The organism is Streptomyces sp. SCSIO ZS0520 (genome assembly GCF_025643355.1).
In the GTDB taxonomy this organism is placed as follows: domain Bacteria; phylum Actinomycetota; class Actinomycetes; order Streptomycetales; family Streptomycetaceae; genus Streptomyces; species Streptomyces physcomitrii.
In genome coordinates this window covers 4,658,268-4,683,583 of the sequence record NZ_CP092644.1, presented here as the reverse complement: position 1 = coordinate 4,683,583, position 25,316 = coordinate 4,658,268, and the positions used below count along the sequence as shown (strand labels likewise).

General features: G+C 73.1%; 24 protein-coding genes and 1 riboswitch. Of the genes, 11 read left to right on the top strand and 13 right to left on the bottom strand.

Annotation, left to right across the window (positions count from 1 at the left end; translation table 11 throughout):
- The first annotated feature begins 22 nt into the window (after nt 1–22).
- The 4 genes from MID12_RS18495 (at nt 23) to MID12_RS18480 (ending at nt 5,299) form a co-directional block, all read left to right on the top strand.
- On the top strand, nt 23–1,636 hold the full coding sequence (locus MID12_RS18495; protein WP_263168889.1) for an AMP-binding protein: 1,614 nt from the start codon (nt 23–25) through the stop codon (nt 1,634–1,636).
- A 177-nt stretch (nt 1,637–1,813) separates the two neighbouring features.
- The gene (locus tag MID12_RS18490; protein ID WP_263168887.1) at nt 1,814–2,875 is read left to right on the top strand and encodes a PaaX family transcriptional regulator C-terminal domain-containing protein; all 1,062 of its coding nucleotides are present in this window, start codon (nt 1,814–1,816) and stop codon (nt 2,873–2,875) included.
- Between the two features lie 152 nt (nt 2,876–3,027).
- Nucleotides 3,028–3,507: a GNAT family N-acetyltransferase gene (locus MID12_RS18485; RefSeq protein ID WP_040252201.1), complete on the top strand. Its 480-nt coding sequence runs from the start codon at nt 3,028–3,030 to the stop codon at nt 3,505–3,507.
- A gap of 151 nt (nt 3,508–3,658) precedes the next feature.
- Entirely contained in the window at nt 3,659–5,299 is a 1,641-nt protein-coding gene (locus MID12_RS18480; protein WP_263168881.1) for a DNA repair helicase XPB, read from the top strand.
- 264 nt (nt 5,300–5,563) lie between these two features.
- On the opposite strand, the gene MID12_RS18475 is transcribed toward MID12_RS18480, so the two are convergent.
- Nucleotides 5,564–5,761: a hypothetical protein gene (locus tag MID12_RS18475; RefSeq protein ID WP_263168878.1), complete on the bottom strand. Its 198-nt coding sequence runs from the start codon at nt 5,759–5,761 to the stop codon at nt 5,564–5,566.
- Nucleotides 5,762–6,086: 325 nt separating this feature from the next.
- Entirely contained in the window at nt 6,087–6,503 is a 417-nt protein-coding gene (locus MID12_RS18470; protein WP_040252189.1) for a VOC family protein, read from the bottom strand.
- Between the two features lie 274 nt (nt 6,504–6,777).
- On the opposite strand from MID12_RS18470, the gene MID12_RS18465 reads away from it, so the two are divergent.
- Nucleotides 6,778–9,084, top strand: a complete 2,307-nt coding sequence (locus tag MID12_RS18465; protein WP_411576972.1) for a HelD family protein — start codon at nt 6,778–6,780, stop codon at nt 9,082–9,084.
- Nucleotides 9,085–9,179: 95 nt separating this feature from the next.
- Here the strand turns inward: MID12_RS18465 and MID12_RS18460 are convergent, their stop codons facing one another.
- Complete coding sequence (locus MID12_RS18460; protein ID WP_263168872.1) at nt 9,180–9,878, bottom strand: copper homeostasis protein CutC; 699 nt, start codon at nt 9,876–9,878, stop codon at nt 9,180–9,182.
- A 489-nt stretch (nt 9,879–10,367) separates the two neighbouring features.
- Nucleotides 10,368–11,039, bottom strand: a complete 672-nt coding sequence (locus tag MID12_RS18455; protein WP_040252186.1) for a maleylpyruvate isomerase family mycothiol-dependent enzyme — start codon at nt 11,037–11,039, stop codon at nt 10,368–10,370.
- A gap of 161 nt (nt 11,040–11,200) precedes the next feature.
- On the opposite strand from MID12_RS18455, the gene MID12_RS18450 reads away from it, so the two are divergent.
- From MID12_RS18450 to MID12_RS18440, 3 genes are all read left to right on the top strand, one after another.
- A complete protein-coding gene (locus MID12_RS18450) occupies nt 11,201–11,872 on the top strand; it encodes an HD domain-containing protein (RefSeq protein WP_263168866.1) in 672 nt (223 codons plus the stop codon).
- Between the two features lie 428 nt (nt 11,873–12,300).
- The gene (locus MID12_RS18445) at nt 12,301–12,819 is read left to right on the top strand and encodes a lytic polysaccharide monooxygenase auxiliary activity family 9 protein (protein ID WP_040257649.1); all 519 of its coding nucleotides are present in this window, start codon (nt 12,301–12,303) and stop codon (nt 12,817–12,819) included.
- 170 nt (nt 12,820–12,989) lie between these two features.
- A complete protein-coding gene (locus MID12_RS18440) occupies nt 12,990–13,727 on the top strand; it encodes a chitinase (RefSeq protein ID WP_040252183.1) in 738 nt (245 codons plus the stop codon).
- A 347-nt stretch (nt 13,728–14,074) separates the two neighbouring features.
- Here the strand turns inward: MID12_RS18440 and MID12_RS18435 are convergent, their stop codons facing one another.
- Both MID12_RS18435 and MID12_RS18430 read right to left on the bottom strand, forming a co-directional pair.
- Complete coding sequence (locus tag MID12_RS18435; protein ID WP_263168861.1) at nt 14,075–14,449, bottom strand: DUF4031 domain-containing protein; 375 nt, start codon at nt 14,447–14,449, stop codon at nt 14,075–14,077.
- A gap of 4 nt (nt 14,450–14,453) precedes the next feature.
- On the bottom strand, nt 14,454–14,897 hold the full coding sequence (locus MID12_RS18430; RefSeq protein WP_263168859.1) for a hypothetical protein: 444 nt from the start codon (nt 14,895–14,897) through the stop codon (nt 14,454–14,456).
- A 133-nt stretch (nt 14,898–15,030) separates the two neighbouring features.
- Between MID12_RS18430 and MID12_RS18425 the strand changes: the two genes are divergently transcribed.
- Both MID12_RS18425 and murQ read left to right on the top strand, forming a co-directional pair.
- Nucleotides 15,031–15,954: a MurR/RpiR family transcriptional regulator gene (locus tag MID12_RS18425; protein ID WP_168540862.1), complete on the top strand. Its 924-nt coding sequence runs from the start codon at nt 15,031–15,033 to the stop codon at nt 15,952–15,954.
- A gap of 107 nt (nt 15,955–16,061) precedes the next feature.
- A complete protein-coding gene (murQ, locus tag MID12_RS18420) occupies nt 16,062–17,012 on the top strand; it encodes an N-acetylmuramic acid 6-phosphate etherase (RefSeq protein WP_040252180.1) in 951 nt (316 codons plus the stop codon).
- A gap of 169 nt (nt 17,013–17,181) precedes the next feature.
- Here murQ and MID12_RS18415 read toward each other — a convergent pair whose 3' ends face one another.
- From MID12_RS18415 to thrC, 7 genes are all read right to left on the bottom strand, one after another.
- On the bottom strand, nt 17,182–18,015 hold the full coding sequence (locus tag MID12_RS18415; protein ID WP_263168852.1) for a DUF305 domain-containing protein: 834 nt from the start codon (nt 18,013–18,015) through the stop codon (nt 17,182–17,184).
- Between the two features lie 117 nt (nt 18,016–18,132).
- Nucleotides 18,133–18,537 carry a DUF6153 family protein gene (locus tag MID12_RS18410; protein ID WP_263173236.1) on the bottom strand — a complete coding sequence of 135 codons (405 nt, stop codon included), beginning with the start codon at nt 18,535–18,537 and terminating at the stop codon, nt 18,133–18,135.
- Between the two features lie 155 nt (nt 18,538–18,692).
- A complete protein-coding gene (locus MID12_RS18405; protein ID WP_040252174.1) occupies nt 18,693–19,298 on the bottom strand; it encodes a Uma2 family endonuclease in 606 nt (201 codons plus the stop codon).
- A gap of 251 nt (nt 19,299–19,549) precedes the next feature.
- Entirely contained in the window at nt 19,550–21,175 is a 1,626-nt protein-coding gene (groL, locus tag MID12_RS18400; RefSeq protein ID WP_040252170.1) for a chaperonin GroEL, read from the bottom strand.
- A 367-nt stretch (nt 21,176–21,542) separates the two neighbouring features.
- Nucleotides 21,543–21,749 carry a cold-shock protein gene (locus MID12_RS18395; RefSeq protein ID WP_005486335.1) on the bottom strand — a complete coding sequence of 69 codons (207 nt, stop codon included), beginning with the start codon at nt 21,747–21,749 and terminating at the stop codon, nt 21,543–21,545.
- A gap of 440 nt (nt 21,750–22,189) precedes the next feature.
- A complete protein-coding gene (locus MID12_RS18390; protein WP_040252161.1) occupies nt 22,190–22,468 on the bottom strand; it encodes a MoaD/ThiS family protein in 279 nt (92 codons plus the stop codon).
- A gap of 35 nt (nt 22,469–22,503) precedes the next feature.
- A complete protein-coding gene (thrC, locus tag MID12_RS18385; protein WP_040252158.1) occupies nt 22,504–23,787 on the bottom strand; it encodes a threonine synthase in 1,284 nt (427 codons plus the stop codon).
- Nucleotides 23,788–23,804: 17 nt separating this feature from the next.
- A riboswitch (SAM riboswitch) is annotated at nt 23,805–23,977 on the bottom strand.
- A gap of 240 nt (nt 23,978–24,217) precedes the next feature.
- Between thrC and MID12_RS18380 the strand changes: the two genes are divergently transcribed.
- The gene (locus MID12_RS18380) at nt 24,218–25,207 is read left to right on the top strand and encodes a glucosyl-3-phosphoglycerate synthase (RefSeq protein WP_263168846.1); all 990 of its coding nucleotides are present in this window, start codon (nt 24,218–24,220) and stop codon (nt 25,205–25,207) included.
- Nucleotides 25,208–25,316 lie beyond the last annotated feature (109 nt).

Below are 25,316 nucleotides of genomic sequence, written 5' to 3'. Positions count from 1 at the left end.
CTCGCAGAAGGGAGCACCGCCCGTGCAGCTCTCCGAGTCCGCGCACCTCGACACGTTCTGCCGCGACCACCTGCCGCCCCGGAGCCAGTGGCCCGAGCTCCACTTCGACCTGCCGGAGCTCCAGTACCCCGAACGCCTCAACTGCGCCGAGGAGTTGCTGGACAAGACCATCCGCCGCCTCGGCCCCGACCGGCCCTGTCTGCGCACCCCCACCGAGACCTGGACCTACGGCGACCTCCAGCGCGCCACCGACCGCCTGGCCCGGCTGCTCACCGAGGACCACGGCCTGCTGCCGGGCAACCGGGTCCTGCTGCGCGGCCCCAACACCCCGTATCTGGTGGCCTGTTGGCTGGCGGTGGTCAAGGCGGGCGGGGTCGTCGTCACCACCGTGCCGCTGCTGCGCGCCAGGGAACTCGCCGGCCTGATCGAGCTGACCCGCCCCTCGCTCGCCCTGTGCGACCACCGCTTTCTCGGCGAACTCCACCAGGCGGACCGGGAGTTGACGGTGCTGCCGTACGGCGACCCGGCGGCACCCGAGGACGCCGTCGCGCGCAGCGCCGCCAAACCGGCGCGGTTCACCGCGGTCGCCACCGCCGCCGACGACGTGGTGCTGCTCGGCCCCACCTCCGGGACCACCGGCCACCCCAAGGCGACCATGCACTTCCACCGGGACGTCCTGGCCAACGCCGACACCTTCTCCCGGCACATCCTGCGGCCCGGCCCGGACGACGTCTTCACCGGCACGCCCCCGCTCGGCTTCACCTTCGGCCTCGGCGGACTGCTCGTCTTCCCGCTGCACACCGGCGCCAGCACCCTGCTCCTGGAACGGGCCACCCCCGCCGAGCTGGCCGAGGCCTGCGCGGCGCACGGCGTGACGGTCCTGTTCACCGCGCCGACCGCCTACAAGGCCATGCTCGCCGCCGGGCACGCGGGCTCGCTCGGCACCCTGCGGCGCTGCGTCTCGGCGGGCGAGCACCTCTCGCGCACCGTATGGGAGGAGTTCCACCGGCAGACCGGTCTGCGCATCATCGACGGCATCGGCGGTACCGAACTCCTGCACATCTTCATCTCCGCCGCCGACGAGGACATCCGCCCCGGCGCCACCGGCCGCGCGGTCCCCGGCTACCGCGCCGCGGTGCTCGGCCCCGACGGCAGACCGGTCCCGGACGGCACCGCAGGGCGCCTGGCGGTGCAGGGCCCGACCGGCTGCCGCTACCTCTCCGACGAGCGGCAGCGGCTCTTCGTCCAGGACGGCTGGAACATCACCGGCGACACCTATGTCCGCGACGCCGAGGGCTACTTCTGGTTCCGGGCCCGCAGCGACGACATGATCATCTCCTCCGGCTACAACATCGCCGCCCCCGAGGTCGAGGAGGCGCTGCTCGCCCACCCCGACGTCGCCGAGGCGGCCGTGGTCGGCGCCCCGCACGAGGAGCGCGGCACCATCGTCAAGGCCTATGTCGTCCTGCGCGAGGGCACCCCCGCCGACGAGGCCAAGGCCGCCGAACTCCAGTCCTTCGTGAAGTCCGCCATCGCCCCCTACAAGTACCCCCGCGCCCTCACCTTCCTCCCCGAACTCCCGAAGACCCCCAGCGGCAAGATCCAGCGCTTCCGGCTGCGGAGTCCGGCGGGGTGAGGGGGCAGCCAGGGGGACGGGTCGCGGTCGATGGCCGGTCCGGGGGCGGCGGGCGGTCCGTGATCGACGGCCGGTCCGTGGTCGCGGGGAGAGGTCTGCGGGCCGGTCGAGGCGCCCGGCACCGTGGTCCAGGGGACGGCCGGGGAGGCGCCCCCGGCCGCTGGGTACCGTGAGCGGATGACCAGCGCACGCGCGGCAGCCGCCGCCGAGGAGGGACCCGGCGCGCAGGCCCCCGTGACCGCGAGGGCCGGAGCCGGGGCGTCCGGAGTGACCGGGGCATCCGGGGCATCCGGGGCCAAGGCGAGCGGGACCGAGGCGTCCGGCCTCGCCGCCGTCCCGCCGAGGTCCCTGATCGTCACCGTCTACGGCCTGTACTCGCGCAGCCACGGCGGCTGGCTCTCGGTGGCCTCCCTCATCGCGCTGCTCACCCCCCTCGGCGTGGACGAGCAGGCGGTCCGCTCCGCGATCCACCGGCTCAAGCGCCGCGGCGTCCTGGAGGCCAGCAAGCAGGACGGCGCCGCGGGCTACGCCCTCTCCGCGGCGGGCCGCGCCATCCTGCGCGAGGGCGACGCCCGCATCTTCCGCCGCGAACGCGCCACCCTCGCCGACGGCTGGCTGCTCGCCGTCTTCTCGGTCCCCGAGTCCGAGCGCAACAAGCGCCACCAGCTCCGCTCCCAGCTCACCCGCCTCGGCTTCGGCACCATGACCGCGGGCGTCTGGATCGCCCCGGCCCACCTCTACGAGCCCACCGCCGCCGTCCTGCGCCGTCTCGGCCTCAGCGCCTACGCCGACCTGCTGCGCGCCGACCACCTCGCCTTCGGCGACCTCACCGAGAAGGTCCGCACCTGGTGGGACTTCGGCCAACTCGACGCCCTGTACGGCCAGTTCCTCGACACCCACGGCCCGGTACGGGAACGCCTGCGCCGGGGGGAGGGGCGGGGCACCGGGAGCGGACGTGGCGAAGTCTCCGCCGGGCGCGGAGAGATCTCCACCGGGGGCGGAGGGGTCTCCGCCGGGCGTGGAGAGGTCTCCGCCGAGGGTGCCGACGGCTTCCGGGCCTTCGCCGACTACGTGCGCGCGCTCACCGACTGGCGCCGCCTGCCCTACCTCGACCCGGGCCTGCCTGCCGAGCTCCTCCCCGCCGACTGGGTGGGCCTGCGCGCCGCCGACCTCTTCTTCGCCCTCCACACCGACCTGGAGGAACCGGCCCGGGCCCATGTGACCGCGATGCTGGACTGAGCCAGGACGCCCGGCCACCCGGCCGCCGGGCCGCCGGGCCGCCGGGCCACCGACAGCACCCGCCCGGCGCCACGGCCAGGGGGCCCGCCCCCACCCGTACCCCCGCGGAAATCCGCTGCCCCGCCCCCGCACCCTGCTGCGATACTCCCCGCATGACCACGGAAGACCCCGCCGGCGCCCCTTCCCCCGCCGCCCTCACGCTCACCACCGGGGAGAAGGACAAGGCCCTCGACAAGCAGCTCGAAGCGGCCCTGGAAGCCTTCAACGCCGCCGCCACCGGCACACCGGACGAGGACAAGCACCTCACCGTCCGCCTGACCGACGCCTCCGGCGAGCTGGCCGGCGGCCTCTCGGCCTGGATCTGGGGCGGACTGTGCGGCATCGAACTGCTCTGGGTACGCGAGGACCTGCGCTCCGGCGGCTGGGGCGGCAAGCTCCTGCGCACCGCCGAGCAGGAGGCCCGCGACCGCGGCTGCGACCGCGTCATCGTCTCCTCCTTCACCTTCCAGGCCCCCGGCTTCTACCGGCGCCACGGCTATGTGGAGACCGGCCGCTCCCTGGGGATCCCGGGCGGCCACGCGGACGTGCACCTGTTCAAGTCGCTGGAGTGGGAGGCGGCGGCGCCGGGCTGAGCCCGGCTGTTCGTTCCGCCACACCTGCCGGGGACGGCCTCAGCACCACTCCTCCCCTCTCCCTCCATACGGCACACTGGACGTTTGGCCGAGTGACCCGGGTCCCGCGCGGCGGGGCGGGGCGGCCGGTGGGACGAGGAAAGGTGCGCACGTGAACGGTCCGCTGATCGTGCAGAGCGACAAGACCCTGCTGCTCGAGGTGGACCACGAGCAGGCCGACGCCTGCCGTCGCGTCATCGCGCCCTTCGCGGAGCTGGAGCGGGCGCCCGAGCACATCCACACGTACCGGATCACGCCGCTCGGGCTGTGGAACGCGCGGGCCGCGGGGCACGACGCCGAGCAGGTGGTGGACGCGCTGGTGGAGTTCTCGCGCTACCCGGTGCCGCACGCGCTGCTCGTCGACATCGCCGAGACCATGGACCGCTACGGCCGCCTGACGCTGTCCAAGCACCCGGCGCACGGCCTCGTCCTGACCACCACCGACCGTCCGGTCCTGGAGGAGGTGCTGCGCTCCAAACGGATCGCCCCGCTGGTCGGGAACCGGATCGACGCGGACACCGTGGCCGTGCACCCCTCCGAGCGCGGGCAGATCAAGCAGACCCTGCTCAAGCTGGGCTGGCCCGCCGAGGACCTCGCCGGGTACGTGGACGGCGAGGCGCACCCCATCGAGCTGGCCGAGGACGGCTGGGCGCTGCGGCCGTACCAGAAGCAGGCCGTGGAGAACTTCTGGCACGGCGGCTCCGGTGTCGTGGTGCTGCCCTGCGGCGCGGGGAAGACGCTGGTCGGGGCCGGTTCGATGGCCCAGTCGAAGTCGACCACGCTGATCCTGGTCACCAACACCGTCTCGGCCCGCCAGTGGAAGCACGAGCTGGTGAAGCGCACCTCGCTGACCGAGGAGGAGGTCGGCGAGTACTCCGGTACGCGCAAGGAGATCCGCCCGGTCACCATCGCCACCTACCAGGTGCTCACCACCCGGCGGAAGGGCGTCTACCCGCACCTGGAGCTCTTCGACTCCCGGGACTGGGGCCTGGTGATCTACGACGAGGTGCACCTGCTGCCCGCGCCGGTCTTCAAGTTCACCGCGGACCTCCAGGCGCGGCGGCGGCTCGGGCTGACCGCGACCCTGGTGCGGGAGGACGGCCGCGAGTCGGACGTGTTCTCGCTGATCGGCCCGAAGCGCTTCGACGCGCCCTGGAAGGAGATCGAGGCGCAGGGCTACATCGCGCCCGCGGACTGCGTCGAGGTCCGGGTCAACCTCACCGACAGCGAGCGGCTCGCCTACGCCACCGCGGAGGCCGAGGAGAAGTACCGCTTCTGCGCGACCACCGCGACCAAGCGCAAGGTCACCGAGGCGCTGGTACGCAAGCACCGGGGTGAGCAGACCCTGGTGATCGGCCAGTACATCGACCAGCTCGACGAACTCGGCGCCCATCTGGACGCCCCCGTCATCAAGGGCGAGACCACCAACGCCCAGCGCGAGAAGCTCTTCGAGTCCTTCCGGCAGGGCGAGATCTCGGTGCTCGTGGTCTCCAAGGTGGCCAATTTCTCCATCGACCTGCCCGAGGCCACGGTCGCCATCCAGGTCTCCGGCACCTTCGGCTCCCGCCAGGAGGAGGCCCAGCGCCTGGGCCGGGTGCTGCGCCCGAAGGCGGACGGCCACGAGGCCCGGTTCTACTCGGTCGTCGCCCGCGACACCCTCGACCAGGACTTCGCGGCCCACCGCCAGCGCTTCCTGGCCGAGCAGGGCTACGCGTACCGGATCATGGACGCGGACGAGGTGCTGGAGGGCTGAGGCCGGGGAGGGCTGCGGCGGGGCTGAAGCTGAGCCGGGCTGAGGCGGGGCAGGGCTGAGGCGGGGCAGGGCTGAGGTCGGGCTGTAGCCAGGCCGGGCCTCGCTCAGCCGGGTCCGGTGGTCGGGTCGGCTGTAGCCGGTGGCTGACTCGATCCGGCGGTCGGGTCACTGCAACCGGTGGCTGACTCGATCCGGCGGTCGGCTGGATCCCGCGGTCGGCTGGACCCGGGTCGGCCGGATCCGGCGGTCCGCTGGGCCGTCGGTTCAGCGTCGGCGGACCCCGGCCGCCTCCTCCTCGTACTCGCCGAGGACGAGCACGCCGAAGGCGGCGCCGGTGAAGGCCCGGACGGTGCGCAGGGCGCCGCCGAGGCGGTACGGGCGGGTGCCCGCGGCGGCGGTCGCGCCGGAGGGGGCGACGGGGCGCGGGGCCAGGACGGTGGGGTGGAGGCTTGCGCTGCTCATGTCTCCATGGTCGGCTCCGGCCCCCGGCCGGACATCGGCCCGCGGGCGGAACCGCACCCCGACCCGCTCAGCCTCCGGGCCCGCCCGACTCAGCCTTCCGGGTGAGGGCGCCCCCTAGGGACACCCCCGTACGCGCACGCCGCGCAGGCAGCCCCCGGGACCAGGCCCGGCGCCCCCGCCCCGGCCCCGGCGACCGCCCGCTGCACCTCAGCCCCGCCTCGTACGGCAGCCCCGCCTCCTACGGGTCACCCCCTCCTCGTACCGCGGCCGCTCCTCGCACCGCAGCCCACGCCGTACCGGTCCCGGCCCCGCCGCGTACCGCTCCTCAGCCCTCCTGCGCACCGTTGATGTTGACCATCCAGGAGACCCCGAAGGCGTCCGTACACATGCCGAATTCGTCGCCCCACATCTGCTTCTCCAGGGGCACCGCGACCGTGCCGCCGGTGGAGAGCTTCTGCCAGTAGCCGCGCAGTTCGGCGGCGTCCTCGCCGCTCAGGCAGACGGAGAAGCTGCTGCCGGGGGTGTGCGTGGTGCCGGGCGGGGTGTCGGCGCCCATCAGGGTCAGGCCGCCCGGGGTCTGCAGCATGCCGTGCATGATCTGCTCGGCCACCGGTGCGTCGGCGTGGCCGCTCTCGCCGAAGGTGTTCAGCGAGAGCGAGCCGCCGAAGACATCCTGGTAGAACTCCAGCGCCTGGCGGGCGTCGCCGCCGAAGCTGAGATACGGGTTGAGCAGCGTGGCCATGCGGACCTCCGGAAGTGGCGCGGATCACTCGACTTCTCCGCAGGCTAACGGCGGCCACTGACAGCGGCACTCGCGCGCGGCCCGGGCCGGGGACCGGGGACACTCCGGCCCGGATACCCGGTCGCGCCGGAAAACCCATTGGCACCGCGCGCCCCCGCCGTCCTACAATCACCGACTTCCCGCCTCCCCCGCGGAGCGCCGCCGACCGGACGGAAACCGGTCGACAGTCCCCTGGCTGCCGCCCGCCCGCGCGGCCCGCCGGCCCGGGGACCGTATGCGTCCACCCCACGTATCCACGAGCGGACCGCGCCCGGCGTCCCCGGGCCGCGGTCCGCCGTGCCGCGCGAACCCGGAGGCCCCTGCCGTGCCCGGCAACACCACGCACCCGCACGACGACATCCCGCGACCGGCCGACGGCGGGGACCCGCCACCGCCCGCGGACCCCCTCGGCCGGGAGCGCGCGCATCTCGCCTCCTCCCGGGCCGCGCTGCGCGCCATGCGGGAGGACGTCGAGGGGCTCGACCTCAGCGATGTCACCGCGAACTGGGTCAACGCCGAGGTGCTCCGGCGCCAGATGGCGGAGCGCGTCAAGGCGCTCGCCGACCTGGCGCACACCCCGCTCTTCTTCGGCCGCCTCGACCACCGGCACGCACCCGGCGCCGACCCGGCCGGGCCCCGCGCCGCACGGGCGGAAGACCCGGCGGCCGAGGCCGAGCCGAGCCTGTACATCGGGCGGCGCCATGTGCACGACGCGGTGGGCGACCCGATGGTGATCGACTGGCGGGCGCCGGTCTCCCAGCCCTTCTACCGGGCCTCGAAGAAGGACCCGATGGGCGTGGCCCTGCGGCGGCGCTTCGGTTACATCGGCGGGGAGTTGACCGCTTACGAGGACGAGCACCTGCTCGACCCGGCCGAGGAGGAGCGGGCCAGCAGGCTGCTCCAGCAGGAGATCGAACGGCCGCGCGTGGGCCCGATGCGCGACATCGTCGCCACCATCCAGCCCGAGCAGGACGAGATCGTCCGCAGCGGCCTCGGCGGCACGGTCTGCGTCCAGGGCGGCCCCGGCACCGGCAAGACCGCGGTCGGCCTGCACCGGGTCGCCTACCTCCTCTACGCGCACCGCGAGCGGCTCGCCCGCACCGGCACCCTGGTCATCGGGCCGAACCGCTCCTTCCTGCACTACATCGAGCAAGTCCTGCCCGCACTGGGCGAGTTGGAGGTCAAGCAGGCCACCGTGGACGAGCTGGTGGCGCGGGTCGAGGTGCGCGGCACCGACGAGGCGCCCGCCGCGCTCCTCAAGGGCGACGCCCGGATGGCCGAGGTGCTGCGGCGGGCCCTGCGCGCGCACGTCACCCCGCCCACCGAACCGCTGGTCGTGGTCCGCGGCTCGCGCCGCTGGCGCATCCCGGCGTACGAAGTCGAGGAGATCGTGGGCGAGTTGCTGGCCCGGGACATGCGGTACGGGGCCGCCCGCGCCGCCCTGCCGCAGCGGCTCGCGCACGCGGTCCTGGTGCGGATGGAGCAGGGGGGCGAGGCCCCGGACGACCGGGTGCAGGACGCGGTGGCCCGCAACCCCGCGGTGAAGGCGGCGGTCAAGCAGATCTGGCCGCCCGTCGACCCGGCGAAGCTGGTGCTGCGGCTGCTCGGCGAGGCGGAGTTCCTCGCCGCGCACGCGGAGGGGCTGCTCTCCGCCGAGGAGCAGGCCGCGGTGCGCTGGGCCAAGCCGTACCGCAGCGTGAAGTCGGCGAAGTGGTCCGCCGCCGACGCGGTGCTCGTCGACGAGGCCGCCGACCTGGTGGAGCGCACCCACTCGCTCGGGCATGTGGTGCTCGACGAGGCGCAGGACCTCTCCCCGATGCAGTACCGGGCGGTCGGGCGCCGCTGCTCCACCGGTTCCGCCACCGTCCTCGGCGACCTCGCGCAGGGCACCACCCCCTGGGCGACCCGGAGTTGGCGGGATGCGCTGCGCCATCTCGGCCATCAGGACGCCCACGTCGAGGAGTTGACCGCGGGCTTCCGGGTGCCGCGCGAGGTCATCGCCTATGCCTCGCGGCTGCTGCCGTCCATCGCGCCGGGGCTCGCGGAGGTCAACTCGGTGCGCCGGTCGCCCGGTTCGCTCTCGGTGCGCAGGGTGCCGGACGGCGGGGAAGGGTCCGGCGCCCTGGACGCGGCGGTGCTCGGCGCCTGTGCCGAGGCGCTCGGCCACGAGGGCTCCACCGGGCTCATCGCCGCCGACAGCCGGGTGCCCCAGCTCGCCGCGGCCCTCGCGGCGGCCGGCATCGGGTACCTGTCCCCGGGCGAGGAGACCACCCCCGAGGCGCGGCTCACCCTCGTACCGGCCTCGCTGGCCAAGGGACTCGAGTACGACTACGTGGTCCTGGACGAACCCGCCGCGGTGGTCGCGGGCGAGCCCGACGAGCGGACCGGGCTGCGCCGCCTGTATGTGGCGCTCACCCGTGCCGTGTCCGGGCTCGCCGTGCTGCACCGCGCCGAACTCCCGCGCGCCCTCGCGGAGGCGGGGGAGGAGCCGGAACCACCGGCGGGGGCGGAACCACCGGCGGAGGCGGGCGCCCTGCGCTGAACTCGCCTGAAGAGCGCGCGGCCGCGGGCGCGGGCGGCTCCGTCACCCGGCGGCTCCGTCACCCGGTCGCGGGCTCCCCGCCCCGCGCCCCCGGCTCAATTGTCCAGCGTGCGGCGCCACTTGGTGACCTCCTCGGTGCCGACCGGTCCGTTCCAGCCGTGCGGGCGGGCCGCGCCGCCGATGTGGAAACCGTTGATCCCGGCGGCGAGCAGCCGCGGCATATGGTCCAGGCGGAGGCCGCCGCCGACCAGGATCTGCTGTTCGTAGCCCGGTTCGCCCTGCTGCATCGCCTCGGTGACCAGGGCGGAGATGCCGTCGTCGACCCCGGTCGGCGAGCCCGCGGTCAGATAGGTGTCGAGACCGGGCAGCGGGGCGAGCGTGGTGCGCAGCAGATGGCGGTCGCGGGCGCGGTCGATGGCGCGGTGGAAGGTCCAGCGGCAGCCGCCGAGTTCGGCGAGCAGCAGGTCGAGGACCCTCATGTCGGGGGCGCCCAGCTCGTCGAGGAAGCCGAGGACGAACTCGGCGGCGCCCTCCGCCCGCAGCTCCCGGGTGCGGGCGAGCAGGCGGTCCTGGGCGCGGGCGTCCCCGGCGTGGAAGCCGTCCGCGAGGCGCAGCATCACCCGGACCGGGATGCCGACGGCCTCCCGTACCCGGCCGAAGGTCTCGCGGGAGGGGGTCAGGCCGTCGGCGTCCATGTCGGTGACGAGTTCGAGGCGGTCCGCGCCGCCTTGCTCGGCGGCGACGGCATCGTCCGCGTCGAGGGCGATCACCTCGAGGACGGCGCTCCTGCTCATGGCACCCCACTTTTCCCGCGGCTGCCGACGGCCTTCGGCGGCAAGCTGTGCACGGCCACCGGGCGCGCACCGCGGCCGGGGCGCCCGTACGCACCGGAGACCTGGCCGCGTCCGCCGTGACCCGTGGTGCACGTGATCACGGCGGATACAGGTCTAGTCCATTTGGGCGATCCGAAACAAGCACCATTCGGTCAAGGCACCCGCCGGACATAGGTGCGAAAGGGAGCGGCGGGGCGTGTTTCCCCCGCCCGGCCACCCGGGCACGGGCCGCCGCCCCGCCGCATCCCCCGCACCGTCCGCCACCGGGCCCGGCCCTGACCAGCACCTCAGCCGAAGGGGCCGGCCGGAGCCCTCCTGCTCAGCAGCCGCCCTGGCGAAGCGGTACGACCGCTCAACCGCCCAGCCGAAACGGTGCGGCCGCTCAGCCGCTCAGCCGCCCCGCCGACATCGTGCGGCCGCTCAGCCGCCCCGCCGACACCCCGTGGCCGCTCAGCCGAAGAGGTTCAGCTCCTCCTCCCGGGCCCCGGCCAGCTCGTAGCGGGTGCCGGTCAGCGGCCGCCCCGCGTAGAGGCGGATCAGGGCGGGGGCCTGGCCGAGGTAGCGGGCGGGCGGGCGTTCGCCGGTGGGTTCGCCGAGGAGCAGGGGCTCCTCGTACTCGTCCAGGTCGGCGTGGAGGGCCAGATGGCCGCGCTCGCGGCTGAGGCGGCCGAGCAGGGCGAGGGCGGCGGGCAGTCCGGGGCCGCCGTAGGCGCCGGGTTCGCCGAAGGCCTCGCGTACGTCGCCGGCGTGGATCCACTCGCCGAGCGCGATGCCGTCCAGGCGGCCCCCGGACTCCGCGACCACAGGGCCCGCGCCGGTCATGCCCTGCTCCAGCTCGTCCAGGATCCGGGCGAGCGGCCAGTCGGCGCGTTCGGCGATATCGCGGTCGTTGCCCTCGGGCGTGAACACCCCTTCCTCGTAACGGTTTTCGACCACCCTGAGCAGCGCGGCCGAGCAGTGCGCGAGCACCTCGCGGACCGTCCAGCCCGGACAGCAGGTCCGCAGCGCGAAGTCCTCCTCGGGCCGGGCCCGCAGCAGCGGCAGCAGGGCGTCGCGCTCGGTCAGCAGGAGTCGTCCGGGAAGCTCGGGATCACGTTCTTCTTGTACGACGGCAGTAGTCATACGGCCACGCTAGGACCTCTCCCCTGCCGCGCGCCGCGGACCGCCGGGAAGACCGGTTCACCGACCACCGGAAGACCGGTTCGCCGTCCGCCGGAAGACCGGTTGGCGGACCGCCCCGTCCGCACCTCCCGCACACCCGCCCCGTGCGCCACAATGGCCCCATGTCCGCATCCCGGCCGCCCGCGCACCCCGCCCACGAGGAGCTGCGAGAACGCCTCGCCGCCACCCTGCGCGCGGTCGCGCACCCGGCGGCGGACGCGCCCGGCCCCGAGGCGTACGCGGCGGACCTGCTGGCGCGGTGGGCGGAGCCGCAGCGGCGCTACCACACCACGGACCATCTGCTCGCGGTGCTCGGGCACATCGACACGCTCGCCGGGCACGCGGCGGATCCCGAACTCGTCCGGCTGGCCGCCTGGTTCCACGACGCCGTCTACCTCCCGGACCGCGAGCACAACGAGGACCGCAGCGCCCGGCTCGCCGAACGCGCCCTGCCCGAGGCCGGGTTGAGCGCCGGAGACACCGCCGAGGTGGCCCGCCTGGTGCGCCTGACCGTCGGGCACGACCCGGCCGCGGGCGACCGCAACGGCGAGGTCCTCTGCGACGCCGACCTCGCGATCCTCGCCTCCGCCCCGGACGCGTACGCCGTCTACACCGCCGCGGTGCGCGAGGAGTACGCCTTCGTCCCGGCGGACGCCTTCCGCGCGGGCCGCGCCGCGATCCTGGAGCAACTCCTCGCCCTGCCGGGCCTGTTCAGGACTCCGTACGGGATCGCCCACTGGGAGGGCCCGGCCCGCGCCAACCTCCGTACGGAGCTGGACGCGCTGCGCGCCTGAGCGGGCGCCGGGCTGCCGGGCTGCCGGGCTGCCGGGCTGCCGGGCTGCCGGGCTGCCGGACCAAAGGTGACATCGGCCGTCTCGCCGCGGTAAGGACCGACCGGTCCGGGTCGACTCCCTTCCGTCCGCTACGTCCTGAGGTGGGCGCGGCGGCCTCTCCCGCGGAGCTTCGCACGTCAGGCGGGCGGCCGTCCGCGGCCCGCCGTTCGCGCCGGCACACAGTCTTGACGGGTACACGTCCGTCTGCTGGTCTAGTCCATGGGTAGTAAACCCCCCTCCGGTTGCGGGAGACGGCTTCCCGCGCGCTGCCGGAAAGGGGGTTCCTGCCGTGAACCTTCGCGCCTCTTCGCCCCACCCCGGGACCCCGTCAAGGCGCCTGGACCGCCTCGGTGCCAGGCCCGGGAAGACCTGAAGTGAAGGAGTACCGCATGCGTTCCAAGAGGAAGCTCGCCCTGCTCGCCGGTGTCGCGCTGGCCCCGGTCATCGCCGTCAGCCTCCCGGCCGGATCGGCGAGCGCGCACGGCTATATCTCCAACCCGCCCAGCAGGCAGGCCCAGTGTGCCGCCGGCACGGTGCCCTGCGGCGACATCAAGTACGAGCCGCAGAGCGTGGAGGGCCCGAAGGGGCTCACCAGCTGCAGCGGCGGCAACTCCCGGTTCAGCGAACTGGACGACGACGGCAAGGGCTGGGCGGTCACCCCCGTCGGCAAGAACCAGGAGTTCCAGTGGAAGCTGACGGCCCGTCACTCCACCAGCACCTGGCAGTACTTCATCGGCGGGGACAAGATCGCCGAGTTCGACGACGGCGGCGCGCAGCCCGGTGAGACCGTCACCCACAACGTGGACTTCGGCAGCCACACCGGCCAGCAGAAGGTCCTCGCCGTGTGGAACATCGCCGACACCGTGAACGCCTTCTACGCCTGCATCGACGTCAACGTCGGCGGCTGACAACGTTGTTGATCCCGCGGGGCCGCATCCCGGCCCCGGCTGGACCCCGGGCCCGGTCCGGGTCGGGCAGGAGTCGCCCGCCCCGGCCCGCCGGGCCCCCACCGGCCGGTCCTCCGGCCTCCCCCCACCACCGGCCGCCCCAGACGGCGGCCGTCCCTAGGAGTGTGTCCATGCGCGCTCGTTTCCTCGGGCTGCTCGCGGCCTTCACCGCGGCGTCCGCCCTTCTGCTGCTGAGCCTCGCCGGTCCGGCCTCCGCCGAGCGGACCTCCGCGGACCAGCGCCTCGCGGCCGATTTCGTGGTCAGCGAGGGCCAGTTCAACGAGATGTTCCCGAACCGGAACTCCTTCTACACCTACAGCGGCCTGACCGACGCGCTCAGCGCCTACCCCGACTTCGCCAGCGCGGGCGGCGAGACCGTGGCCAAGCAGGAGGCCGCGGCCTTCCTCGCCAACGTCAGCCACGAGACCGGCGGCCTGGTCCACGTCGTCGAGCAGAACACCGACAACTACCCGCACTACTGCGACGATTCACAGCCCTACGGCTGCCCCGCGGGACGTGACAAGTACTACGGCCGCGGCCCCATCCAGCTGAGCTGGAACTTCAACTACAAGGCCGCGGGCGACGCGCTCGGCATCGACCTGCTCAACAACCCCGACCTGGTCCAGAACGACGCGGCCGTCGCCTGGAAGACCGGCCTCTGGTACTGGAACACCCAGACCGGCCCCGGCACCATGACCCCGCACAACGCCATGGTCAACGGCGCGGGCTTCGGCGAGACGATCCGCAGCATCAACGGCAGCCTGGAGTGCAACGGCGGCAACCCCGGCCAGGTGCAGAGCCGGATCGACCTCTACACCCGCTTCACCCAGGTGCTCGGCGTACCGACCGGTGACAACCTGAGCTGCTGACACGGCAGCTGACACCCCGTCAGTCGCACCGCACCCGCACTCCGCCCCCCACGGCACCCCCCACCAGGACTTCCCGCCGTCCGGCCCTATGACGGACGGCGGGAGGTCCGCTGCCGTTCCGGCCCCTGCCCGCTCCCGCACCCGGCCGGACCGCACCCACCGGTCTCGACCACTGGCACCCGGCACCCGCGAGGCCCCGCCCGGCGATCAACTCCTGAACGGAACGCCCTCGGTGCCCGCAACCGGCGTCAACTCCTGAAGGCGCACAGGGGGAATGACGCACCGGCCGAACGGACCGGTCGCGCACCCGGCGTACCCCGACGTACCCGACGCACCCGGTGACCCGCCTACCGGTCTCCGGCCGACCGCTCCTCCACGGACCGCTCGCCCAACGGCCGTTCCCCCAAGGGCCGTTCACCCACGGGCCGTTCACCCAGCGACCGCTCCTCCACCGGCAGACCGCCGCTCCGCTTGCGCCGGCGCAGGCCCGCGCGGGTCAGCAGCCGGACCACCTCGCGGCTGGAGACCTCCACCGCGCCCGCGGCCACCGCCTCCCGGTAGTGGTGCGCGGGGATGTCGTAGTGGTCGCGTTCGAAGGCGCGGGGCGGGGCGCCGATGCGGGCGGCGAAGGCGTGCAGTTCCTCGTACGAGACGTCGCTGACCAGGTGCGACCACAGGCGCCCGTGTCCGGGCCAGGTGGGCGGGTCGATATAGAGGGTCACGCGCTCACGGCCGCCCGGTCCCGAAGCCCGGCAGCGCGCCGAGCGAGCCGACCGCGGCCACCTGGACGCCCGCCTCCGCGCACACCCAGTGCGGATCGGCGCCGAGCGGCGGATCCACGTCGAGGGCGTGCGGATCGCCGGTACGGCAGACGGGGCAGATGGGCCAGCGCCCGTACCGTTCGAGCAGTCCGTCCTGGACGTCCTGGGCGACCAGGCCCGCGACATAGGCGGCGCCCTCCGGCCACTGCTCCACCCACCAGCGGCGCTGGGTGATCGACTCCTCCACCAGGGAGACCACGTCCGCCTCGGCGACGCCGCCCGCCGCGAGGTCCGCGAGGATGAGGGCGCGCGCCGCGTGCAGGGCCTGTTCGAGCGGGGTGGCGGTTCCGGAGGGGCCGGGGGCGCCGCCGGTTCCCTCGCCGGGCGATTCGGGGCCGCTGGAGTCCATGCAGCCATTGTGCGCCCGTGGGCGCGGGTTCCGGAAAACGCGCGGGGTCCGCGCATCCGCGCGCCGGTGCCGGAATCGCAGGGGTCCCGTCCGCCCCTTGACCCTCGACCCCGGACGAAAATATCTTTCATAGGTGACCCAAGACCTGAAGGAAATTTTCGCCGGGGACGCGCCGCCCGCCCCGGCCGCGCTCGCGGCGAAGGTGCGCACCCTCGCGCCCTCGATGACGCGCTCCATGCAGCGCGTCGCCGAGGCGGTGGCCGGCGATCCGGCAGGCTGTGCCGCCCTCACGGTCACCGGTCTCGCCGAGCTGACCGGCACCAGCGAGGCCACCGTCGTCCGCACCGCCCGGCTCCTCGGCTACCCGGGCTACCGCGACCTGCGGCTCGCGCTCGCCGGGCTCGCCGCCCAGCAGCAGTCCGGCCGCGCCCCGGCGGTGACCGCCGACATCGCGGTCGACGACCCGATAGCGGACGTCGTCGCCAAGCTCGCCTACGACGAGCAGCAGACCCTCGCCGACACCGCCGCCGCCCTGGACACCGTCCAGCTCGGCGCCGCGGTCAGCGCGCTCGCGGGCGCCCGGCGCATCGACATCTACGGCATCGGCGCCTCCAACCTGGTGGCCCAGGACCTCGCCCAGAAGCTGCTGCGCATCGGCCTGATCGCGCACGCCCACAGCGACGCCCACCTCGCCATCACCAACGCCGTCCAGCTGCGCGCCAAGGACGTCGCCCTCGCGATCACCCACTCCGGCTCCACCGGCGACGTGATAGAGCCGCTGCGGGTCGCCTTCGAGCACGGCGCCACCACCGTCGCGGTCACCGGGCACCCCGGCGGCCCCGTCTCCCAGTACGCGGACCACATACTGACCACCTCGACCGCCCGCGAGAGCGAGCTGCGCCCGGCGGCGATGTCCTCCCGTACCAGTCAACTCCTCGTCGTGGACTGCCTGTTCGTCGGTGTCGCCCAGCGCACCTACCAGACGGCGGCCCCGGCCCTGTCCGCCTCCTACGAGGCCCTCGCGCACCGGCACCGCCCCCGCAACGTCCAGCGCTGAGGTCCCCGAGGCCCCCAGCCACGTACCGCCGCGGGTCGCCGACACGGACGTCGGCGGCCGACTCCGCACCCCCGCCCCCTCACGGAAAGCACGGAAGCAGCCTCGCCATGACTTCCCCCGCCGACGCCTCCTCCCCCTACCACGAGCTCAAGGCCGAGCTCGCCCACCTCACGACGGAGGAGTTCCGGCCCGAACTCGCCGAGATCGACCAGCTCCCGACCCTTGAGATCACCCGCATCATGAACGGCGAGGACGCGAGCGTCGCGGGCGCGGTCGCCCGGCAGCTCCCGCAGATCGCCGCCGCGATCGACGCCGCCGCGGAGCGCCTGGCGCGCGGCGGGCGGCTCATCTACGCGGGCGCGGGCACCGCCGGCCGGATGGGCATCCTGGACGCCAGCGAGTGCCCGCCCACCTTCAACACCGCGCCCTCCCAGGTGGTCGGCCTGATCGCGGGCGGCCCGGGCGCCATGATCGAGTCGGTCGAGGGCGCCGAGGACTCCAAGCCGCTCGCCGCCTCGGACCTCGCCGCGCTCTCGCTGCGCGCCGAGGACGTGGTCGTCGGCATCTCCGCCTCGGGCCGCACCCCGTACGCGATCGGGGCGGTGGAGTACGCCCGCGAGCAGGGCGCCCTCACCCTCGGCCTGTCCTGCAACGCGGGCAGCCCGCTCGCGGCGGCCGCCGAGCACGGCATCGAGGTCGTGGTCGGCCCCGAACTCCTCACCGGCTCCACCCGGCTCAAGGGCGGCACCGCCCAGAAGCTCGTCCTCAACATGATCTCGACGATCACCATGATCCGGCTCGGCAAGACCTACGGGAACCTGATGGTGGACGTCCGCGCCTCCAACGAGAAGCTGCGCGCCCGCTCCCGCCGCATCGTCTCGCTGGCCACCGGCGCCCCCGACGTGGAGATCGAGCACGCCCTCTCGGCCACCGGCGGCGAGGTCAAGAACGCCATCCTGATGATCCTCGGCGAGGTCGACGGCCCCACCGCCGCCCGGCTCCTGACCGAGAGCAAGGGCCATCTGCGAGAGGCCCTCGCCGGGGCGCACAAGGTCTGATCCGGCGGACGGGGTCTGACCATCGGGCGCCGACGGGCCCGGGCCGCCGAGGCGGTCCCGGGCCCGTCCGCTTCGGGCTCGGCTCGTGAACTCCGCTGACGGGCTCGGCGCATGGGCTTCGCTGACGGGCTCGGCTCATGGACTCTGCTGACGGGCTCGGCCGATGGGCTCAGTCGCCGAGGAGCCCCTTCATCTCCTCGATCTCGGCGCTCTGGGCGGTGATCACGTCCGCCGCCATCTCCTTCGCTGGGCCGTACGCCCCCTTGGCCCGCTCGGCCCTGGCCATCCGCACCGCGCCCTGGTGGTGCTCGACCATCAGCTCCAGGAACGCCGTGTCGAAGGCCTTTCCGGAGGCCGCGGCCAGCTTCTTCAGCTCGGCGCCGGTCATCATGCCGGGCATGCCGCCGCCATCGCCGCGGCCGTCGCCGTGGCCGTGGCCGTGGCCGTGGCCGGAGGAGTCCGAGCCGCCGTGGTCCATGCCGTCGTGGTCCATGCCGTCGTGATCCGAACCGCCGTGGTCCAGGCCGCCCCCGCCGTCTCCCCCGGCGGGCGGCACCGGCTCGTCCCAGGACCGCAGCCACCCGGACATGGTCCTGATCTCCGGTTCCTGCCCCTTCTCGATCCGCTCCGCGAGGCGCTTCACCTGCGGCGAGGCGGCCCGGGTGGCGGCCAGCCGGGACATCTCCAGGGCCTGCCGGTGGTGCGGGATCATCTGCTGCGCGAAGGCGACATCGGCCGCGTTCGGCGCGCCCTCGCTGCTACCGGCCGAGGGCTGCGCGGTACGGGAACCACCGTGCCCGGAGTGGCCTCCGGACCCGTCCTCGCCCCCACCGCAGGCGGCGAGCAGCAGGGCGGCGGCGACGGTGACGGCGACTCCGGCCGTACGGCGGACCACAGGGCCGCGAGCGCCCGTACGGATACGCGTCCGCGGACGGGAACTGGCGGTGCGCTTAAGGGACTTGGCGGTGCTGAAGGCACCGGTAGTGCTGCGAGACGTGCTCATGTACGGGCAACTCCTGGCTGTACCGCGGAGCTTCGACCGAACGGCTCCGCGGGAGTACGGACGTGGGCATGCCGGAGCGCGCGCCTGCGTACGGACGCGGGCGCGGCGCAAGTGCCTCTAGATCCGCAGGAGTTGGAGTTCGGCAAGAGAGGGCGGGGCCCGCCCCGGTGCCGCGACCACCCGCTCGGCGCGCACGGCGAACGGGACCACCACCACCGGCTGCACACCCGCGGGTACGAGCACCGGGCCCGTCGGCGCCTTGCTCGTACCGCTCGCCGCACAGGCCGCATCCGCGTGCCGCGCGTGACCGCCCCCGGGATCCGCACCCTCCGCCTGCGGACAGGGGTTCACCGCACGGGCGACGTGAACCACCCGCGCCACATGAGCGACGTGAACTGCACGAGCCGTGTGAGCCGTGTGAGCCTCATGCGCCGCCTGAGCCGAGTGAGTTGCGCGAGCCGCCTGCCCGGAGGCACCGGAATGCGCGGAGCCCCCCACCCCGTGCGGCGCCAGCCCGTGCATCGCCAGGAGACCGGCGAGGACCAGCAGCACGAGCAGCACGGGACCGCGTCCTCGCGGGGTCGCGGTCGGGTGGTGCGCGGTACTGGTCACCGGGCCATCATACGGGGAGGGGGTATAGGCCGAGCGTCCCGGGGGCGGACCGGTGAACTGCCGCCTCAGTGCGGGAACTTCTCCGTGGGCAGCGTGGCGTGGAAGGGGTCGGGCAGGGTGAGAGGCTGACCGAACGGCACCCCCTGGGCGCGCTTGTACATGCCGTCCTGCGGATCGCTGTACAGGGTGACCATGGGGCCGCGCTCGTCGAAGCGGTCCACGAGCAGATAGAGCGGCACCTGCGCGTGCGCATACGCCCAGAGCTTGCGGGTGCGGTCCGTACGGGCGGTGGTCCCCGAGGTGATCTCGACGAGCAGGCGGGCATCGGCGGCCTCGAAGGGGGCGTTGTCCTCCGCGTCCTCCGCCGCCACCAGCACCCGGGGCAGCACCACGAGGTCGGGGAGGAGCAGCTTCCCCAGCGGGGCGATGTGCACGCCGAGAGCCTGGTAGATGCCCAGCTCCGCGGGGAGTTCGGCATAGAGGCTGTACTGAAGGGCCTCTGCGGTGGCGTGGTGGTGCCGGTGCGGCGGCGGTACCAAGGCGATCTGCCCTTCGTCGATCTCGGCGCGCCAGCCTTCCGGCACATTCAGCCCGCGCCACGTCCGGAGCAGGTACTCCCACTCCCCGTCCCGCGGAGCCCGGCTCCGCTCGGCGGCCCGTACGGCGGTCATCACGGGTCCCCTCCCCGGCCACGGATCCTCTCCGCGGCCGTACGAAGGCGAGGCTAGACCGGCTCGCGGAGAGATCCGCCGCCTTCTCCCGGAACCGCACGATCGAGTGATCATTCCCGCGCCCGGGAACTCCGCCCGCAGCCCTCCCCACCCCACGCCAAAGGCGGCACCCCCGAAGGGATGCCGCCCTGGTCGAGGCCCGGAGGCCTCGCAGACCGCTCGATCGTCGACCGGCCGGAGCCGGTGGCCGATCAGAAGTCCATGTCACCGCCCGGCATGCCGCCCGGAGCGCCCGCCGGGGCGGCCTTCTCCGGCTTGTCGGCGATGACGGCCTCGGTGGTGAGGAAGAGCGCGGCGATCGACGCGGCGTTCTGCAGCGCGGAGCGCGTCACCTTGGCCGGGTCGATGATGCCCTCGGCGACCAGGTCGACGTACTCGCCCGTGGCGGCGTTGAGGCCGTGCCCCGGGGTCAGGTTGCGCACCTTCTCGACCACGACGCCGCCCTCGAGACCGGCGTTGACCGCGATCTGCTTGAGCGGGGCCTCCAGGGCCAGCTTGACGGCGGCGGCACCGGTGGCCTCGTCGCCCTCCAGCTCCAGCTTCTCGAAGACCTGGGAGGCCTGGAGCAGGGCCACGCCACCACCGGCGACGATGCCCTCCTCGACGGCCGCCTTGGCGTTGCGCACGGCGTCCTCGATGCGGTGCTTGCGCTCCTTGAGCTCCACCTCGGTGGCGGCGCCGGCCTTGATGACGGCCACGCCGCCGGCCAGCTTCGCGAGGCGCTCCTGGAGCTTCTCGCGGTCGTAGTCCGAGTCGCTGTTCTCGATCTCGGCACGGATCTGGTTCACGCGGCCCTGGACCTGGTCCGCGGAGCCCGAGCCGTCGACGATGGTGGTCTCGTCCTTGGTGATGACGACCTTGCGGGCGCGGCCGAGGAGCTCCAGACCGGCGTTCTCCAGCTTGAGGCCGACCTCCTCGGAGATGACCTCGCCACCGGTGAGGATGGCGATGTCGCCGAGCATGGCCTTGCGGCGGTCACCGAAGCCCGGGGCCTTGACGGCGACGGACTTGAAGGTGCCGCGAATCTTGTTGACGACCAGGGTCGACAGGGCCTCGCCCTCGACGTCCTCGGCGATGATCAGCAGCGGCTTGCCGGACTGCATGACCTTCTCCAGGAGCGGCAGCAGGTCCTTGACGTTGCCGATCTTGGAGTTGGCGATCAGGATGTACGGGTCGTCCAGGGACGCCTCCATACGCTCCATGTCGGTGGCGAAGTACGCCGAGATGTAGCCCTTGTCGAAGCGCATACCCTCGGTGAGCTCCAGCTCCAGACCGAAGGTCTGGGACTCCTCGACGGTGATGACGCCTTCCTTGCCGACCTTGTCCATGGCCTCGGCGATGAGCTCGCCGATCTGGGTGTCGGCGGCGGAGATGGAGGCGGTGGAGGCGATCTGCTCCTTGGTCTCCACGTCCTTGGCCTGCTCGAGCAGGGCGGCGGAGACGGACTCCACGGCCTTCTCGATGCCGCGCTTCAGCGCCATCGGGTTGGCACCCGCGGCGACGTTGCGCAGGCCCTCGCGGACCAGCGCCTGGGCGAGGACGGTCGCGGTCGTCGTGCCGTCACCGGCGACGTCGTCCGTCTTCTTCGCGACCTCCTTGACCAGCTCGGCGCCGATCTTCTCGTACGGGTCCTCGAGCTCGATCTCCTTGGCGATGGAGACACCATCGTTGGTGATCGTGGGGGCGCCCCACTTCTTCTCGAGGACGACGTTGCGACCCTTGGGGCCGAGGGTCACCTTGACGGCGTCGGCGAGCTGGTTCATGCCGCGCTCGAGGCCGCGCCGTGCCTCCTCGTCGAACGCGATGATCTTGGCCATGTGAAGTGGTCCTCCCGGACGGGGTCTCCCCCGGTCGACCCCCGGGGAAGGGTGGATACTTCGGACCGCGCTGGCGCCCGCGACGGACGGCCCACATCCTGGCGGTTCCTTGCCCCACCCGGCTGCGGGCCTCACCGACCCGGTCCTGCTTTTGTCACTCTCACCTTCAGAGTGCTAACGCCAATGATTAGCACTCTGACCCTCCGAGTGCAAGGCGCACGGCCCCGGCCCGCGGCCGACTCGGCCCCCCGGAAGCACCCCGGCGCGGACGGCGGGCGGGCAACACAGGAGGAGGGCCCGCACCCTGACGGGCGCGGACCCTCCACAGGTCCTACGTGATGTCGCTCGATGTCGCTGTGTCGGCGCCTCAGCCGGCCGCGAGACGGACCATGTCCGCCTGCGGGCCCTTCTGGCCCTGCGAGATCTCGAACTCGACTCGCTGACCCTCTTCCAGGGTGCGGTAGCCGTCCATCTGAATCGCGCTGTAGTGGACGAAAACATCCGCACCACCGTCGACCGCGATGAAGCCGTAGCCCTTCTCCGCGTTGAACCACTTGACGGTGCCCTGAGCCATGCCTAACTCCCCTATTACTGGCCCTTGCGCAAGCCCGCACTTCGCGGACCCGGGTCAGACCTCGCCCCCGAATCCCGGGTGCGTAACGCGCCGACCGCGGCTGAATGTATCCGCCCAACTGCCCTGTGCAACAGGGCAATCGGACGAGAAATATCGGGACCGCCGAACGGAAAAGGAAGGAGAAATGCCCGACTTCAGGGCAAGCCGGGCCTGACAAAAGGGGGCCAACGCGGCAAAGGGCGAGGCCATGTTGACCACTTCTTGCTACCTCACCGGCGAGAACACATATGCACGTGGCACAAACGAGAGACGCGGTTCCCCAACTCTACTCCTTTCAACCCTGCAGAATTGCCCCCTCCGCTTTTGCTCGCGGAGGGGGCAATCGGCAGTAAAGGATCACGCGGGGGCGCTACGGGGGTCCGCGGCGCCCGGCAGGCGGCTCAGCAGCCGCCCGCCACCGCGGGAATGATCGAGACGCCGGCGCCGTCGGGGGTCGCGGTCTCCAGGCCCTGCTCGAAGCGGACGTCGTCGTCGTTCACGTAGACGTTGACGAAGCGGCGCAGCTTGCCCTCGTCGTCCAGGACGCGGGCGGCGATGCCGGCGTGGTTGCGCTCCAGGTCGGCGATGACCTCGGAGAGGGTGGCGCCCTCGGCGGCGACCTCGGCCTGCCCGCCGGTGTAGGTGCGCAGGATGGTGGGGATGCGGACGTTCACGCTCATGGGATCGGGCCTTTCTGCGATGTGCCGTCGGGTCGTCAGTGGGCCAGGCCCGCGTCGCGGAACGCGTCCAGGCTCGGGCGGATGGTGGCCGTGGGCCCGGTGGTCGGCGCGACCGCGTCGAGGGTCTTCAGTCCGTCGCCGGTGTTGAGGACGACGGTGCTGAGGGCGGGGTCGAGCAGCCCCGCCTCGATGAGCTTGCGCGTGACGCCGACGGTGACCCCGCCCGCGGTCTCGGCGAAGATCCCCTCGGTGCGCGCGAGCAGCTTGATGGCGTCGACGATCTGCTCGTCGTCCACGTCCTCCACGGCGCCGCCGGTGCGCCGGGCGATGTCGAGCACGTACGGGCCGTCGGCCGGGTTGCCGATGGCCAGCGACTTGGCGATGGTGTCCGGCTTCTGCGGGCGGACCACGTCGTGGCCGCCCTTGAAGGCCACCGAGACCGGCGAGCAGCCCTCGGCCTGGGCACCGAAGATCTTGTACGGCCGGTCCTCGACGAGCCCGAGCGCGATCAGCTCCTGCAGCCCCTTGTCGATCTTGGTGAGCTGGGAGCCGGAGGCGATCGGCACCACGATCTGGTCGGGCAGCCGCCAGCCGAGCTGCTCGCAGATCTCGTACGCCAGGGTCTTGGAGCCCTCGCCGTAGTACGGGCGCAGATTGACGTTGACGAAGCCCCAGCCCTCGCCGAGCGGGTCGCCGATGAGTTCGGAGCAGAAGCGGTTGACGTCGTCGTAGTTGCCCTCGATGCCGACCAGCTCGCCGCCGTAGACCGCGGCCATGACGACCTTGCCCTGCTCCAGGTCGTGCGGGATGAACACGCAGGAGCGGAAGCCGGCCCGGGCGGCGGCGGCGCCGACGGCCCCCGCGAGGTTGCCGGTGGAGGAGCAGGACAGGGTGGTGAAGCCGAAGGCGCGGGCGGCCTCGACGGCGATGGCGACGACGCGGTCCTTGAAGGAGTGCGTCGGGTTGCCGGAGTCGTCCTTGACGTAGAGGCCGCCGGTGACGCCGAGTTCGCGGGCGAGGTTGTCGGCCTTGACGAGCTTGGTGAAGCCCGGGTTCAGGCTGGGCTTCCCGGCGACGTCCGCGGGGACGGGCAGCAGGGGGGCGTAGCGCCAGATGCTGTTCGGGCCGGCCTCGATGCGGGCGCGCAGGGCCTCGGGGTCCCCGGCGGGCAGGTCGTAGGCGATCTCCAGCGGGCCGAAACAGCTCTCGCAGGCGAAGATCGGCCCGAGCGGGAAGCGTTCCTTGCACTCGCGGCAGGACAGCGCGGCGGCCGGTCCGAGATCGACGGTGGGGGTGGTGGCGACAGTCTGCGCAGCCATGGTGGCGAGGCCCTCTCTCCTCATCTTCCTCGCGACGCGTTTCGCCACGAGACGGAATTGGCACCTTCCCGAGCCGGTGGCCTCGGTCCCGTGCGGTGCACGGAGGCGAGCCGCCGCTTGCGCGGCAGGACCGGCTGGAGGGTTGCCGGGGCTTCAACGGGCCGTATCCCTCTGCCCCTCTGGATGAGCGGTATGGCTCCAGGGGCCGATCGGAACCCGGCCCTGGGCGTTTGTGGACGGTGACCCCCGACATGCGATGGTCATCCGCGTTGTTCAAGACTGTAACCGAAGGCCAGGACAGTTGAGACAGTCGTCCGAACCCCGAGATGAAAGTCACCATGCCCACCCGTCGGCGGCCCAGGGCCGCGGCCGGACGGGCCAGAACGCCGCCCCAGGTGTGTGCGGCACGGCAATGAGGGGGCACGCAACGGTGCTCGATGAGGTCGAGACGTGGCTGGCCAGGCGCTCCTGGTCGGTGTCCGAGCGTCCGCTGTCCCGGCTGACCGCGGCCAAGCGCGCCCCGGGCGCCCGGGTCAGCGTGGTGCTGCCCGCGCTCAACGAGGAGGAGACGGTCGGCGAGATCGTCTCGGTGATCCGGCGGGAGCTGATGCGGCCCGCGGCCCCGCTCGTCGACGAACTCGTGGTGATCGACTCCGGCTCCACCGACGCCACCGGCAAGGTGGCCGCCGAGGCGGGCGCCCGGGTGGTGCACCGCGACGAGATCCTGCCCCGGCTGCCCGCGCTGCCCGGCAAGGGCGAGGTGCTGTGGCGCTCCCTCCTGGTGACCGAGGGCGACATCGTCTGCTTCGTCGACGCCGACCTGCGGGACTTCTCCGCGGACTTCGTCACCGGCATCGTCGGCCCGCTGCTGACCGACCCGGACGTGCAGTTCGTGAAGGCGATGTACGACCGCCCCTTCACCGGCCCGGACGGCGCGGTCGGCACGGACGGCACGGACGGCGGGAGCGCCGCGCCGCAGGGCGGCCGGGTCACCGAGCTGATGGCGCGCCCGCTGCTGAACATGCACTGGCCGCGGCTGGCCGGTTTCGTGCAGCCGCTCGGCGGCGAGTACGCGGTCCGCAGGCCGCTGCTCGAACAGCTGCCCTTCCCGGTCGGGTACGGGGTGGAGCTGGGCCTCCTGGTGGACGCCCTGCACACGGTGGGCCTGGACGCGCTGGCGCAGGTCGACGTCGGGGTGCGCCGCCACCGCCACCAGGACGGGCAGGCCCTCGGCCGGATGGCCGCCGCGATCTACCGCACCGCCCAACTGCGCCTGGCCCGCGGTCAGTTGCTGCGCCCGGAGCTGACCCAGTTCGTCCGCGGCGAGGAGGGCTTCGAGCCGCGTACGTACCAGGTGGACACCGAGGAGCGCCCGCCGATGTGCACGGTGGCGGAGTACGCCGCGCGCCGGGTGGCCTGAACCCGCCGGGCCGGGGCGCGGCGGCCGGGGTGCACGGGGGCGCCCGGTGGTCCGGCGGGGCGCACGGCGGTACTCCGCCTGCCCCCGCCCGACGTTTGCCTGTCACATG